The 14,096-nt window shown below is 44.0% G+C and carries 13 protein-coding genes; 8 read left to right on the top strand and 5 right to left on the bottom strand.

Going from position 1 to position 14,096, the window contains the following annotated elements; translation table 11 throughout:
- The first annotated feature begins 3 nt into the window (after positions 1 to 3).
- Both I3254_RS14025 and I3254_RS14020 read left to right on the top strand, forming a co-directional pair.
- Positions 4 to 1,191, top strand: a complete 1,188-nt coding sequence (locus I3254_RS14025; protein ID WP_238053273.1) for a patatin-like phospholipase family protein — start codon at positions 4 to 6, stop codon at positions 1,189 to 1,191.
- Positions 1,188 to 2,012 carry an SDR family NAD(P)-dependent oxidoreductase gene (locus I3254_RS14020; protein ID WP_238053272.1) on the top strand — a complete coding sequence of 275 codons (825 nt, stop codon included), beginning with the start codon at positions 1,188 to 1,190 and terminating at the stop codon, positions 2,010 to 2,012. The genes I3254_RS14025 and I3254_RS14020 overlap by 4 nt, the downstream gene beginning before the upstream one ends.
- A 30-nt stretch (positions 2,013 to 2,042) precedes the next feature.
- Here the strand turns inward: I3254_RS14020 and I3254_RS14015 are convergent, their stop codons facing one another.
- The 3 genes from I3254_RS14015 to nadA form a co-directional block, all read right to left on the bottom strand.
- A complete protein-coding gene (locus tag I3254_RS14015) occupies positions 2,043 to 2,936 on the bottom strand; it encodes a phosphatidate cytidylyltransferase (RefSeq protein ID WP_238053271.1) in 894 nt (297 codons plus the stop codon).
- 120 nt (positions 2,937 to 3,056) lie between these two features.
- Positions 3,057 to 4,967, bottom strand: a complete 1,911-nt coding sequence (gene nadB / locus I3254_RS14010; RefSeq protein WP_238053270.1) for an L-aspartate oxidase — start codon at positions 4,965 to 4,967, stop codon at positions 3,057 to 3,059.
- Between the two features lie 70 nt (positions 4,968 to 5,037).
- Positions 5,038 to 6,177: a quinolinate synthase NadA gene (gene nadA, locus I3254_RS14005; protein WP_238053269.1), complete on the bottom strand. Its 1,140-nt coding sequence runs from the start codon at positions 6,175 to 6,177 to the stop codon at positions 5,038 to 5,040.
- 360 nt (positions 6,178 to 6,537) lie between these two features.
- On the opposite strand from nadA, the gene I3254_RS14000 reads away from it, so the two are divergent.
- The 3 genes from I3254_RS14000 to I3254_RS13990 all read left to right on the top strand — a co-directional run bounded on the left by I3254_RS14000 (position 6,538) and on the right by I3254_RS13990 (position 9,534).
- Positions 6,538 to 7,569: a hypothetical protein gene (locus I3254_RS14000; RefSeq protein WP_238053268.1), complete on the top strand. Its 1,032-nt coding sequence runs from the start codon at positions 6,538 to 6,540 to the stop codon at positions 7,567 to 7,569.
- Positions 7,570 to 7,729: 160 nt separating this feature from the next.
- The gene (nadC, locus tag I3254_RS13995; protein ID WP_238053267.1) at positions 7,730 to 8,590 is read left to right on the top strand and encodes a carboxylating nicotinate-nucleotide diphosphorylase; all 861 of its coding nucleotides are present in this window, start codon (positions 7,730 to 7,732) and stop codon (positions 8,588 to 8,590) included.
- Positions 8,591 to 8,892: 302 nt separating this feature from the next.
- Complete coding sequence (locus I3254_RS13990) at positions 8,893 to 9,534, top strand: MarC family protein (protein WP_082624565.1); 642 nt, start codon at positions 8,893 to 8,895, stop codon at positions 9,532 to 9,534.
- Positions 9,535 to 9,650: 116 nt separating this feature from the next.
- Here the strand turns inward: I3254_RS13990 and I3254_RS13985 are convergent, their stop codons facing one another.
- Positions 9,651 to 10,253 carry a LysE/ArgO family amino acid transporter gene (locus I3254_RS13985; protein WP_101206238.1) on the bottom strand — a complete coding sequence of 201 codons (603 nt, stop codon included), beginning with the start codon at positions 10,251 to 10,253 and terminating at the stop codon, positions 9,651 to 9,653.
- A gap of 166 nt (positions 10,254 to 10,419) precedes the next feature.
- Between I3254_RS13985 and I3254_RS13980 the strand changes: the two genes are divergently transcribed.
- The 3 genes from I3254_RS13980 to I3254_RS13970 all read left to right on the top strand — a co-directional run bounded on the left by I3254_RS13980 (position 10,420) and on the right by I3254_RS13970 (position 12,614).
- Complete coding sequence (locus tag I3254_RS13980; protein ID WP_238053320.1) at positions 10,420 to 11,148, top strand: hypothetical protein; 729 nt, start codon at positions 10,420 to 10,422, stop codon at positions 11,146 to 11,148.
- A 175-nt stretch (positions 11,149 to 11,323) separates the two neighbouring features.
- Complete coding sequence (locus I3254_RS13975; RefSeq protein ID WP_238053266.1) at positions 11,324 to 12,022, top strand: hypothetical protein; 699 nt, start codon at positions 11,324 to 11,326, stop codon at positions 12,020 to 12,022.
- A gap of 40 nt (positions 12,023 to 12,062) precedes the next feature.
- A complete protein-coding gene (locus I3254_RS13970) occupies positions 12,063 to 12,614 on the top strand; it encodes a hypothetical protein (RefSeq protein ID WP_238053265.1) in 552 nt (183 codons plus the stop codon).
- A 155-nt stretch (positions 12,615 to 12,769) separates the two neighbouring features.
- On the opposite strand, the gene rluB is transcribed toward I3254_RS13970, so the two are convergent.
- Positions 12,770 to 13,696: a 23S rRNA pseudouridine(2605) synthase RluB gene (gene rluB, locus I3254_RS13965; RefSeq protein ID WP_101206234.1), complete on the bottom strand. Its 927-nt coding sequence runs from the start codon at positions 13,694 to 13,696 to the stop codon at positions 12,770 to 12,772.
- Positions 13,697 to 14,096: the final 400 nt, after the last annotated feature.

The following is a 14,096-nucleotide window of genomic DNA, read 5'->3' as shown; positions in this document are numbered from 1 at the left end:
TAGATGAACAATGAGCAGGTTAAACCTTATGAACGTGTTCAGCTGTTTTCAGGGGGAGGGTCACGTTTCGGTTACTATTTGGGCAGTTATGCAGCCTTAGTGTCTCATGATTTAGCGCCAGATATTATCGTCGGTACTTGCGGTGGTAGTTTGTCTGCTTACTTAGTACAACTTGCGCCTGACCCCAAGGATTTGCAAGCGCTGATGTGTAGTCGTGAGTTGTATCGTGTCATCACTGCCATCAGACATGTCGCGCCAGATGAAGCCAATAAACGTCTAAAGCTGCGTTATATGACCCATGCACTCAAACGTTGGCGGTTATCAAAGCAAAGGGATAACGGACAAGGCCAACGGCAAGCAGACAGCTACGAGCGACTGTTAAATGAGCTACAGCAGTTGGCAATGTTTCGTATTGATAACGAGCAGTACTGGCTAGATGAGCTGTCGAGGTTTGCTGCTAGTGATAATGGTAGCGCTGCTGATAAAACAACGCCAGAGATAGCTATCATTGCCAGTCGATTGTATCAAGCATCTACTGATGGCTTATATAATGAAAAAACCACACTGCAAGAGTTGTTATTTGCGCCGCCGTGCTTAGCAAATTTGCCAAATTTCGCATCAGGTCTGGCCGACGGGCAAATGACATCACCTGCGCACACATTCGCAAACGGGCGCATACACTCGTCTGTAAAAGTACAAACACAATGGGATTTTGCCCCAGTGATTCGCGCTTCTATGGCTGATATGTATTATCTACCGCCCACACATATCACAGAGCTTGGCTGGTGCTTGGGAGGTGTGATCAATCTGACACCTATCGAACTGGCCTGTCAGTTGGGTGATAGCGTATTTGCCGAGACTAAGGCAGGTTATGACCCATGGCTGGCTGCTCCCGCGATTCAGCGTGTTTTTGGTTTTGATCCAAATGAGCGTTTGGCAGTAGTACACGGTTATCAACCAATGAGAAAGCCATCGCATGCTACTAGCAATCACCATCAACTACACTGGTTACCATTTGCAGATAACGAACAGCAACTGAGAGGGCAAAATGTGCAAAAGCGTTTCAACCTAAAGCAAATGACCGTTGAGCTAATACACAGCGACTATGACAGTTTTGTGCAGCAAATGCAGGCGCAATGGCAATATGGCTATCAGCGCACAGCCAGTTATATACAGCAGCATAAATTATGAAGACTCTCGTAGAAGATACCGCCGAAACCTATACGCCACATGCTATTGTCGTCGGTGGCACGAGTGGTCTTGGCTTAGCTTTGGCGTTGCATCATCAGATGCTTGGCTGGCAAGTAAGCGTTGTTGGAAGTAGCGCAGCAAAGATAGCCGATATCAACAGCCAGCATCCTGCTATCGTGACTTATGTGTGTGATTTAACTGAGCCAAATCAAACGCAAACATTATTAGGCAGTTTGTCAGGTATTTCATTTCAAAGACTGATCTATAGTGCTGGTAGCTATACCAATGAGCGTATCCATCACTTAAATCAAGCAGATAGCGACCAAATGCTAGCAATTAATTTACAGGCATTTGAGCAGGTTTTTAGATGGGCAAGTGATCAGTTAAAGCAGCAGTTAAAACAATCACATCAGGCGTTGGATTTGACTGGAAGTGACAGAACTAGCCTCATCTGTATTGCCTCTATCGCAGGTACGATGGATTATCCTTATGCTAGCCTTTATGCAAAAAGCAAACGTGCAATGATTGCTACGGCTAGCGCTTATCGAGCAGCACTTGCGCCTTACAACATCCAAGTGAACTGTATTGCTTCAGGCTATATCAATACTCAAGCACTACGTGATTTAAACGATGGCGATGCTAGCCATAAGCCATTTATCATGAGCACGCAAGCAGCTGTTGTTCGTATTATGCAGGCGATTGACGATGATGTAGAACTAGCGATATTCCCACGCTCAATGCGCTATATCACGAGTGCCTTAAATCATTTGCCTAAGCCTGTGCTCAATTGGATATTGCGCAGTAAACTAGATAAAGCATAGATGACTATGCTATCTGTGCTTTGATTGTATTTAACCAAATAACCAGTACAGTAGGGTAAATACTGGCACTCCAATCAGCAAACTGTCTATCCGATCTAATACCCCACCATGACCAGCGAGCATCGTTCCGGTGTCTTTCACCCCGTGTTGGCGCTTAAAGGCTGATTCCAACAAGTCTCCAAATATACCGCTTACAGCCAAGCCATAGGCAGCTAATAGACAGACCCACCAATCAAAAGGGGTGAGCCAAAAACCTAGTGCTGTTGCCAAGATTGCCGCAACTAAACTACCAAAGATAGCACCTTCAATGCTTTTATTCGGGCTAATAGTCGGCGCTAGACCTCGTTTAAAAAGCTTACGTCCAAGCAGCCTTCCGCATAGATATTGGGCAATATCATTAAACTGACTGGCAAATAATACGAAGAGTAAAACACCATATTGTTCGCGTTGCCAGGTCAATTGCTGCAAGACAATAAGGCTAATGATGAGTGAAATGAATGCAATACTTAATAGCAGGTCTAAGTAATTAAGCCGTGTATAGTGTTGAGTCAGATTGAGAGAGGTTTTCGGTAGCAGGGGAGTACTTGGCTGTAAGCCTTGCGCTTGGAGTTTATGAATGAGCACGGTTTTACTGCGCAAACACCATAGGCGTTTAATCTCGTAGCTGCCGCGTAGACCAATTAATATAAAAAATAAAATGAGCAGCCATTGATAGGGATATGCTTGCAAATGAGAACCTTGCGTATCGTGCGTTATTTTTGCAATAACATAGCAAGTGCAGAGCGCGGCGAGCATCAACCACCACGAGCGGGCTATCAGGTAGATTTTTGGCAAGCGTTTGCGCAGACGAGGTACGGCAAGTACACTCCAAGCCAAGCTGACGATTATCATCAGGGCAATCACAAACACAATATCAGAAGCCATACCATGGACACTCAAAGAAGAGGTAATATTTTAAGCCTATCCATAATGATAGCTTAAATGCTTCTTTAACTATAGTGTTAGATATCCTCTTGATGGGTTTAGTTATTATCTGTCGTAGGCTTAAATATGGTCAGTAACAGGTATCGGACAACGCTCATTTTCTATAACGTGCGAAAAGGAGTTAAGCGTAGCGTTTCTTGATGGCAAAATGATACTGGTCAAAGGCGTTTCAGCTAAGTTAGGATAATCCTCGCGATAATGTCCACCGCGACTCTCAAAGCGCTGATAAGCCGATTGGACAATCATCGTTGCTAACGCTAATTGCCTCACCAATTGAAAAATGTCAAGCTCACTGTCAGTAGTAGGGGCTTTACTACTCATATCAGATAGCATGGTTTCAGTATGTTCAATTGACTCTTGCCACTGCTCAATTTGTCGCAATGCTTGCTCTAATTTTTCATCGCTACGTGTGATGCCCATATTTGCTGTCAAAAGAGCTTTCAACGCTATAGTTATCTCTGCAATATTTACGTCAGAATGAAACGTTTTATCAGCCTTATAATTTGGATACGATGACTGCTTGGAAGATGCCAAGATGACAAATTGCGTGTTTTCTAGTGTCGGATATTGCCAAATATCGGCAGCTAACTGATGCAGTCCATAATAGGCAGTCGTATGTGGCTGTGCCATTTTTTCTAAAACTTCAGCCGTTTTCTCTAAAGCTTCTAAGTTCTTTAAGCGTTCCAATTTTGTTAAATAATGAGGTAAGTTGGCGGCGATATTGCGACCAACTACCACACACTCCAACAATGAATTACTTGCTAAACGGTTGGCTCCATGCAGCCCTGTATAAGCAACTTCACCTGCTGCATACAGCCCTGCAATATCGGTCAATCCATTGGCATCAGTCACCACGCCGCCACAACTATAATGGGCAGTCGGAGCGACCGGAATAGGGTCTGTGGTCATATCGATGCCGAGTGCTAGCAGCGTCTGATAAATCTGCGGGAAATGTGCCTGTATAAATGCGGCTGGCAAGTGACTGACATCAAGGTGCACGTAGCCAAGTCCGTTACTACTAATCTGATTAGCTATTGCTCGAGCGACGATATCGCGTGGCGCCAATTCAGCGCGCTCATCAACGTCTAACATAAAGCGCGCGCCAGTCTGTGGACAATACAGTCGTCCACCTTCACCGCGTAACGCTTCAGATATCAAAAAACTGCTGTCACCTAACGCTAAGCCCGTTGGGTGAAATTGAATAAATTCTAAATTTGCCAAACGACAGCCTGCTTGCCATGCCATCATAACGCCATCACCAACACAGACGTTAGGCGCGCTGGCACGCTTAAATAGTTGACCTAAGCCACCACTAGCCAGTACAACAGCCGCACTATGAATGGTGAGTTGGCGCTCATTGATATGATCAAAGACCAGCGCCCCTCGGCAATGTCTAATATCGCTATCGTTCATGCTAAAAGAGGAGCTGCTAATCATAGGTGAAGTCAGTAACTCTAATGCTTCATGATAAGGCAAGATAGTGATATGGGTTGCAGCTTGTGCTTTGGTAATTAATGCATCCATCACGTGTCGACCCGTTGCATCATCCGCATGAGCCACACGTCTACAGCCATGACCGCCTTCTTTAGTCAAGTGTAAGTCACTGGTTTTTAAGACTGAAAAATCAGGTGTATTATCATTTTCTTTAGTTAAAGTAGTTTGAGTAAATGGCACACCTTGCTCGCATAGCCACTGCACCGCTTGCTGTCCTGCACCCAAGATACGAGCAGTATTGTCCGTCGCACACAATCCTGCACCAGCGATTAAGGTATCAGCGACATGATCAGTCACAGAGTCTGCTTTGTCTAAGCTAGCTGCAATACCACCTTGAGCGTAATGACTTGAGCACACCTCAAGCGCGGCTTTGCTTAAAACAGTGATATTCAGCGATTTCGGCAGAGATAGCGCGGTGCTCAAACCTGCCAGACCAGCTCCAATAATAAGAACATCAGTTTTTATAATATGACTCATATCACTGCTGCTCCTGTTATTTATATAGCGAGTGGTGCTGGAACGATCAACTGAATGCGACTGACTCATGCTAGGCTGCCCCAACGTTAGCAAACAGTGTACGGTCTTTTACAATGTCGCCACTAGCGGCCACGCGTTGCTTTTGTACTTCAGCAAAATCGAGCATCCGTTGTAAAGGTTTCTTAGCTGCTACTGCTAGCTCAGGTGTCATTAGCACTTCACCGCTTTGATTGGTTAAGCACTGTTCAATCCCTTTTAAGCCGTTCATAGCCATCCAAGGACAAAACGCGCAGCTCTTACAGCTAGCGCTCTCGCCAGCAGTTGGTGCGGCCAAAAATCGCTTGTTTGGTGAGCGTTTTTGCATCTCGTGCAATATGCCCAAATCAGTAGCGACGATAAAGGTATCAGCATCCATCTCATACGTTGATTGCAAAAGTTTACTAGTCGAGCCGACCACATCAGCGAGTGCCACCACGCTATCAGGTGACTCAGGATGTACCAAGACTTTGGCCTCTGGATGTTCCTCTTTTAATCGCATTAGTTCAGTGGCTTTGAATTCGTTATGCACGAGGCAAGACCCTTGCCACAGCATCATATCTGCACCAGTCTCACGAGCGATGTATTTGCCTAAATGACGGTCAGGGCCCCAAATAATCGGCTCACCTTGGGCGTGTAAATGACGAACGATGTCGATACCGACAGATGAGGTGACCACCCAATCAGCTCTCGCTTTCACCGCGGCGCTGGTATTGGCGTAAACGACCACAGTACGTTCAGGATGGGCATCACAAAATGCTGAAAACTCGTCAGCAGGGCAGCCCAAATCAAGCGAGCATTCGGCTTCCAAATCTGGCATGAGTACAGTCTTTTCCATACTTAATATTTTTGCTGATTCACCCATAAAGCGCACACCAGCGACGACCAAAGTCTGAGCGCTGTGAGCTTGTCCAAACCGAGCCATTTCAAGTGAGTCACCGACGCAGCCACCGGTTGCCAATGCCAAGTCTTGGATAAAAGGATCGACATAGTAGTGTGCTACCAGTACGGCATTATTCTCTTTCAGTAGCTGCTTGATATTTTCTTCGACCACGATGCGTTCAGCGTGGGGCAAGTCTGCAGGCATTTTAGCCTTGGCATATTCAATGTTCATCTGAGTGGCGATGCGATTGTTCGTACTCATGATAGGTGCGTCGTAAGGATATTTTTTCATAATGGCAGCCTTTGTTGGTGCGATAACGATAAATGTATGAGCTAAAAAATATGCAATTGAACATAATAAATTTATAAGTTATCTTAATTATGCTCATTTTGAGCATAATTACAAGTAGTTTTTTATACTTAATAAGTCAAAAGATTAGGTTTTAGTGCTCAAAGTGATGTGCAATTAAGCCGTACTAAGCTTAAAAATAGTGCTAATTCATGCCCCTTATAACTATTTATCGATATTGATTTTTCATACTTACAACCACAGACTATGATAGTTTTAGATTCTAGCTATACTAAGCCATACAACGGCTATTAGTTCCAATAGCCTTTTACATTTAAGAGAAAAAGGATAATTCCCAAAGCCATGACGTTGTCTTATTCACATGCGCACCAGCAAGGTAGCGGCACGACAGAAGTGGTCGCCGTATTGGTCGCTATCACCGATCATATCGCGCGCGTTCTAACCGTTGACCAAGGTAAGCTGTTGCCAAATGGGCCACTTATGCCGCTACATCGCTCTCTACAAGCGGGCGTACGTCAGTGGGTAGAGGAGCAAACGCAGCAACCGCTTGGATATTTGGAGCAGTTATATACCTTTGTCGATACCAATAGACGTAACATCGACGGTCATGCGTTGGTGTATGTGAGTTATTTAGGTTTGGTGCAAGAGACGCAAACGCAGGCACTCCAAAGCAAAGCACTCTGGCGAGATTGGTACGACTATTTCCCATGGGAAAACCATTTGGACGGTATGCCTAGCATTATTATGGACTTTATCGTGCCAGCACTACTCGAATGGGCCAATACTGCCAACGACTCGATTGTCCAACAGCGCAGGCGTCAGCGCATTGGATTATGTTGGGGGCTAGACGAAGCGTTTTTGACAAGTGGCAAACTCACTGACAGTCAATCCGTCAACGAACACGATAATGAAAGTAGAGAATGGATTGCAGAGCATGTATTACTACGTTATGAAATGCTTTATGAAGCAGGTCTGATACCCGAAGCGCCTAATTATCCGCCCAATTATCAGGCTGTTTCCTTGCCAGAAGACTGGTCACAACGCATAGGTGTACCGATGTATTATGATCACCGTCGCGTGATTGCTACTGCTATCTCAAGACTGCGCGCGAAAATTGAATATAGACCGCTTATTTTTGGTCTGATGCCAGACGTCTTTACCTTATCGCAGTTGCAGCAGAGTGTTGAGGCATTATCAGGCGTGCGTTTGCACAAGCAAAACTTCCGTCGCTTGCTCGATTCGCAAAACCTAGTAATGGAGACAGGAGAGAGTAGTACTGCTCAGCGCGGTCGCCCTGCCAAGCTATATCGCTTCCGCCATGATATTGAATTACAGAGTTTACTGATGGATAGCAAACTTCCTAAGCGCAAATAGTCATGTCAAGCCAGTCCGTTGTATCTCTAAATCGGTTTGTAACACGAAAAATTTGTCACCTTTCCTTGCAGGGTGGCTAACTTTACGCTATATTTATGCTCATTTTGAGTTTAAATGACGAGCAATTTCTATCAATATCATGCCTAGATAAGGGTCAAAGATGACAATTGAAAAAGAGCCAGCATTGGATGACGTATTGCTCAAGCCATTGGTTGAGAATGCACTAACTGAAGATTTGGGTAGGCGTGGTGATGTAACCTCACAAGCTACTATCCCAACCGATATGCAAGCGCAGTTGCAGATCAAAGCGCGGCAAGCAGGCGTGATATGCGGTATCGATTTGGCACGCTTGTCTTTTGCCTTAGTCGATGCGCAAATTGAGTTTATTGCACAAGTACAGGATGGTGACATAGTAAAGGCTGGCGCAGTGTTAGCGACCGTAAAAGGTAACGCGCGTCACTTATTGACAGCAGAACGCACGGCCCTGAACTTTATGACCCATCTCAGTGGTATTGCGACAGCGACCCGTCAAATTGTCGATAGCGTGGCGCAATATCCTGCGCAAATTACTTGTACACGCAAGACCATTCCAGGCTTACGTATTGTACAAAAATACGCCGTACGCTGCGGCGGCGGACGTAATCATCGCTTGGGGTTAGATGATGCGATTTTAATTAAAGACAATCATATCGCCATTGCGGGTGACATCAAAACGGCCATTCAGCAAGCACAGAAATTTGCTGGGCATCTGATTCCTATTGAGGTCGAAGTCGATACGCTAGAGCAATTAGAGCAAGCGCTCGATGCAGGTGTGAGTTTAGTGCTATTAGACAACATGTCGCCTGAAACATTGTCGCAAGCGGTTACTATGTGTCAGGGTCGCGCAAAGACTGAAGCCTCAGGTGGTATTACGCCTGAAACGGTACAAGCGGCGGCAAGTACAGGGGTTGATTTTATCGCGATGGGTTACTTGACGCACAGTACTACTGCTTTGGATATTGGGCTGGATTTTAGTGCATAAATACAGACGTAATAAAGGCTAATAGCGTTATATACGCTCGATTTTATGACAAGGGTTACCACCGAGTTAATAAAATGGTAATTTATACTGATAGCTTTTACTAACAACCTGTTAAATGTTTGTTTTTACACTGAAGCTTTACTAAGGTGACATATAGGCGTAACGGCGCAAAGTTAATGATTTTATTAGCTTATCTGCCTATGCTACAATGCTATTTTTAGTTGCCTATTGGGTCATCGTTGCACTCGCACGATGACCTTATCTTTTTGCACAAGCGGTATCAATAGACAAGCGAGCGCTCAGTGAATACTGAAATTATCAAGATAATCCTAGCCTTTATGGTATTGATCAATCCATTTAGCGCATTGACGTTATTTTTAGATTTGACTCGCGGCTATTCGATGAACAATCGACGTAAGGTCGCGCGCGTTGCTTGTCTGACCATTTTTATCACCATCAGCTTTTTTACGATTGCAGGTGAGACGCTACTAAAAACCCTTGGTATTTCTATCGGCTCGTTCCAGTTGGCAGGCGGTATATTGGTGTTTTTAATTGCCCTAAATATGATGAATGGAGAGGGTAACCCTGTTAAACCTGATCAAGAGAACTTCGATGTTGATCATGTGAAAGATGCACCAGTCTCGATGGCGGCTGCCGTGGTTCCCCTCGCGATTCCGATGATGATTGGGCCTGGTGGTATCTCAACGGTTATTATTTATTCTTCACAAGTATCAGGTATTTTGCAGGTATCTGCCATTTTGATTGCTGGCTTATTCATCAGTCTGTTTTGCTATTTGGCATTGATGGCGGCAGGTCGTATCAGTCGCTTACTAGGCGATACTGGCTTGAACATTATGAGCCGGATCATGGGTATGCTATTAGCAGCCGTTTCTATCGAAATTATCGTTAATGGTCTGCGTACGCTCTTTCCTAGCTTGATGTAAACGATCAATACAATATTACCGCTAACCATGTATATTTATACAGCGGTTAGCGGTTATCAACGTCATTCATTTTATTCAACACTCAGCTTATCTATCATTTCCTAGTTATACTTCTATCAGCTTTGATACAAATGCCAAGCCAGATACAGCATCAGTAACCCTACCAAAGCGTCCAGTATGTTCCATGCTTTAGGCTTCTCAAATAAAGGCCTGAGTAATCGCGCACCATACCCAAGCGCAAAGAAGAAAAAGAACGAAGCGCTAATTGCGCCTGCGGCAAACGTCAATTTACTGCTTGCACCCGTAGAGACCATGCCGACGAGTACCAATGTGTCTAGATAGACGTGCGGGTTTAGCCAAGTAAAGCCAAAGCATAGTAGTAAGGCTTTTTTTAAGCTAGTCACGACTTGTCCTTCGACAGTCAAAGCATGTGACACGCGTACGCTGGCATACAAACTCTGTAAGCCATATCCTAATAAAAATATAACGCCTGCTATTTTTGCGATATCTATAACGTGAGGATAGCGAGCCGTAACTGCACCAAAACCACCAACACCTGCTGAGATTAAAAACGCATCGCTCACCGCACAAAACAAGCAAACAAAAAATATGTGCTCGCGTTTGAGACCTTGTTTAAGTACAAAAGCGTTTTGGGAGCCAATAGCAATGATGAGAGATAACCCAAGTAGGAAACCAGAGATATAATCGGGAGCATTCATAATACGGTGCTTAACGGTTGGCGTGTAGGAATGGTGACATTTTGCTTACTGGCAGGCCAGCAAAAACCTGCTAAGATACGCTATTGAATGAATGTATGCAATATGCGCACAATGTGAGTGTAATAGACGAGGGGCAGAGCAAGTCATGGTAGTCAGTTTGACAAGAATGCTACAGTCATTTGGGCAAGCTCAAGATGACCTACCGACATTGGCAGCAAAGAATGCTCAGGAGATGAGTGTCAATCATGAACGGGATGCTGCTGCCAATAGTGATAGCAATCACGCAGTACAAGAGCGTTCTACACTGACTCCGCCTGAACGTGTAAACCGTATATGTGATGCGTTGGCACAAGTCAGTGATAGCCAATCATCCACGCCTTTGACTGATCGCTATCTGAGTAATCGTGCTCAAATGCGCCCAACCAATAGACCGCCTTTTGACCCAGATACTTTATGGTATCTCAAACATGGACGTTGTCCGATTATGACTGAGCTTGTTGATGTGGTCGATGAGGCCACCCTAAATGCCATGCCTATTGAAGCCGTTGCGATACTAGACCGTATCAACGGTAAGCTAAAGCGTTATCGTGAGTGGAGTAGTGAGCTGAACGAACAGCAACAGCAGCAGCATAACGAGCGTCAGTTCGTCATCGATAAATTGGTGTTCGAAAGTATCCCTGAAGCATTACATCATTATGAGCAGCTACAACGCTTTAGTCCGCATCGCACCAAAAATAATATGGTGCAGGGCAAGATGACGGCCGGTGATATGCTGACAGATTTGTTCTTAGAGATTGACTACGAGCTTGACGAATTATTGGACGAATTGCACCAAACAGTCTTAAACCGCCTTGCCTCAACCCACCGTTATGTTAAGAGCCGTACGCAAAGTTAAATGTTCTTTGATGACACTTTCTCTCGTACACTTGCAAAGGTTAAGTATTATCAAAAAACACAATCGACCTAGTGCATAACAATATAGGGCTTTAATAGAGCCTTATTTTTTTGTTTAATAATAACAACCATAAGAAATCAGCCACGACATTCTGATAAGTAATAAGGACAATATAATGACCCAAATGACTGCGATGTTCGTAATGTTTGTTTTGTATGGGCTGTTGCCAGCGGCTGGGTTATATCTAGGTTATCGTGGCATTAAAAAAGTCACAGCACCCAAAATGCTCGAATATAAGGTGATGCCGCAACTGGGTTATATACCTGAAAAAAGCCTACCTGACGACGTTAAAACCGCTCTTGATCAAATTAATACAAAGGGCGAAAAGCTGCGTGTCATGTATGGCGATACCAATAACGATGGCAAGATTGATGATAAAGATACCGTCAACGAAACCTATATCATGATTCAAAACCTAATGGATAGGCATGTGCCACAAGCAGTTGCTGATTATCGCCGCTTGCACGATTTAGATGTGACGGATAATGCGCTTGCTGACACTACCAAAATTAAGCATTCTAATGTCACGGGCAAAGAAGCCTTGTTAGACGTGCTTAAGACAATTAACACACAGTTCGATGACCTGCTCAACGCGTCATATCATCAAGACGGTCAAAAGCTACTCGCAACCAATCGCTATCTCCAAAAACGTTTTGACAATCCTGCTAATAACACAGAGTTTCAAAAGCCCGATAGCAATGCCAGTAGCAATGCCAGCAGTAATGTTAGTAGTAATGCTAGCAGTGATGTCAATATCCAAGCGATTGAAAGCCCAACTGGTGAAAATGTGAGTGCTAAAGACATTAAGCTATAAATACAAAGTTGAATGGTGAAAGGGTAAAGAGCAAGCGTATATGAGTATCTTAATAGGCATCGGCATTGTAACGACCGTCACTACCTTTTATCTAGGTAGAAAAGGCTGGCAGGCTTTTCATAAAGCCGTCGGTATCTCACCTGGCGTACTCACTTATCAAGATTATGATGCGCCCTTGTCATTAGCCACATTAAGCTTGCAGCAGTTAACGTTAAATAAACAGCACTTAAAAAACTTGTCTGAGCAGCAACTACGCCAGTTAAAACGTATTGATGAGAAAGTAAGCAGTTATCACGCTTATCAAGCAGCCCTACAAACTCAGAATAAGACACCAGCGATAACAGAAGCGCAGTTTGTATTGAATAAAATGCTGCAAACACGGTTACCGGAAATGCTAGCCACTCACTATCAGTTAACAAATATAAATGCCAATAATGGGAATAACGACAAGAGATTGGAAGCTAGTGAGTTATTGCAGAGTGTTTTAGATAATATTGAGCAGCGTTTGGACAGACTACTGGCACAAATGGACGAGGAGCAGCTACAAGAGCTGCGAGTCATGAAGCATTATATTAATAGTCACGATAGCTGAGCCGCTATATCTATACTGAGCAACTGTGACGCCTGTAAACTGTGACGCCCATAAAGAGACACAAAAAAAGCGGTCAATGACTATTCATCATTGACCGCTTTTTTATGTTTATCCCAAATCTATTTAAGACTTAGAATAATGTTAAACCAATTTAACTAGCGCTTATCATTGCGATCACGGGTGTTACGTGTACCGCGACTGGCAGGGCTAGCACTACTTTTAGGTTTCGCGCTGCTGTTGCGGTTATCGCTACGAGTATCAGTGCGACGCGCTTTAAGCGGCTTGTTTCTGATACGTTCTTGTTTTTCTTTGGCTGCGCCATGTAGACCCGTGCCATAACGTGGGCGTAAGCTGACCAAATCCGTCAACGTGTTGATTTCTTTTTTATCAAGCTCTAAGAAACGGCCAGTACGTAGCTCTTTTGGTAGAACAATCGTGCCATAGCGTGTACGTAATAGACGACTAACTTTTAGACCTTGTGATTCAAATAAACGACGTACTTCGCGGTTACGGCCTTCTTTTAGCTGGACGTGATACCACTTGTTGACGCCTTCGCCGCCGCCTTCTTTGATGTCTTCAAATTTTGCAAGGCCATCTTCTAGCATGACGCCAGCGGTCAATGCACGAGCGATATCAGGCGTTACTTCACCCAATACACGTACCGCATATTCACGCGTGACTTCACCAGATGGATGCATCAAGCGATGCGCCATTTCACCATCATTAGTAAATAACAATAGGCCAGTTGAGTTGATGTCCAAGCGTCCAACCATTACCCAGCGGTCATGCGTTAGCTTTGGCAAGCGTTCAAAAACAGTTGGGCGACCTTCTGGATCTTTAGCCGAGCAAACTTCACCTTCAGGCTTGTAGTAAGCGATAACACGGCGACGCTTCTCATTTTCAGAAGTGTATTTGATTTGACGGCCATCAACGCGAATCTCATCACCTTGTGAGACGCGATCACCGATGGTCGCAGGACCGTTATTAACCGTTACGCGGCCAGATTTGATGACTTCTTCCATTTGACGGCGTGAACCAAGTCCCATACGGGCGAGTGCTTTCTGTAGTTTTTCGTCTTTCATCATAATATCCTTGAGTCGGTGGGTTTACATTTCTCAATGTAAAAAATTGGATTGACTATTCTACGCTATTCTAACAAATTTAGCACGTAAACCAATACCTTACTGATTATTAATGCCTAAACAAACATAGTGCTAATCAATAAAAGTTTATTAGTCGTATACGAAATATAGACTCGAAGAGTCTTAGTGACTGACTATATAAGTTAATACATAGATACAAACAATTACACTAATTCGGCTCTAAAAGGATAGTTCCAATCATAGATGCAATCGAAACAAGCCTTCATTAAGTTGAAGTTTTTCAAATTAAAAATAAAAATTTTATTTATAACGAAGCTGTTTTCACTTGCGTTTTTTTATCGCTCAACAATCTAAAAGTTAATAAAAATTTTCATAATTA

It is taken from the genome of Psychrobacter sp. Ps2, from assembly GCF_022129405.1.
Taxonomy (GTDB): Bacteria; Pseudomonadota; Gammaproteobacteria; order Pseudomonadales; family Moraxellaceae; genus Psychrobacter.
This window is presented reverse-complemented; position numbering and strand designations above follow the sequence as displayed.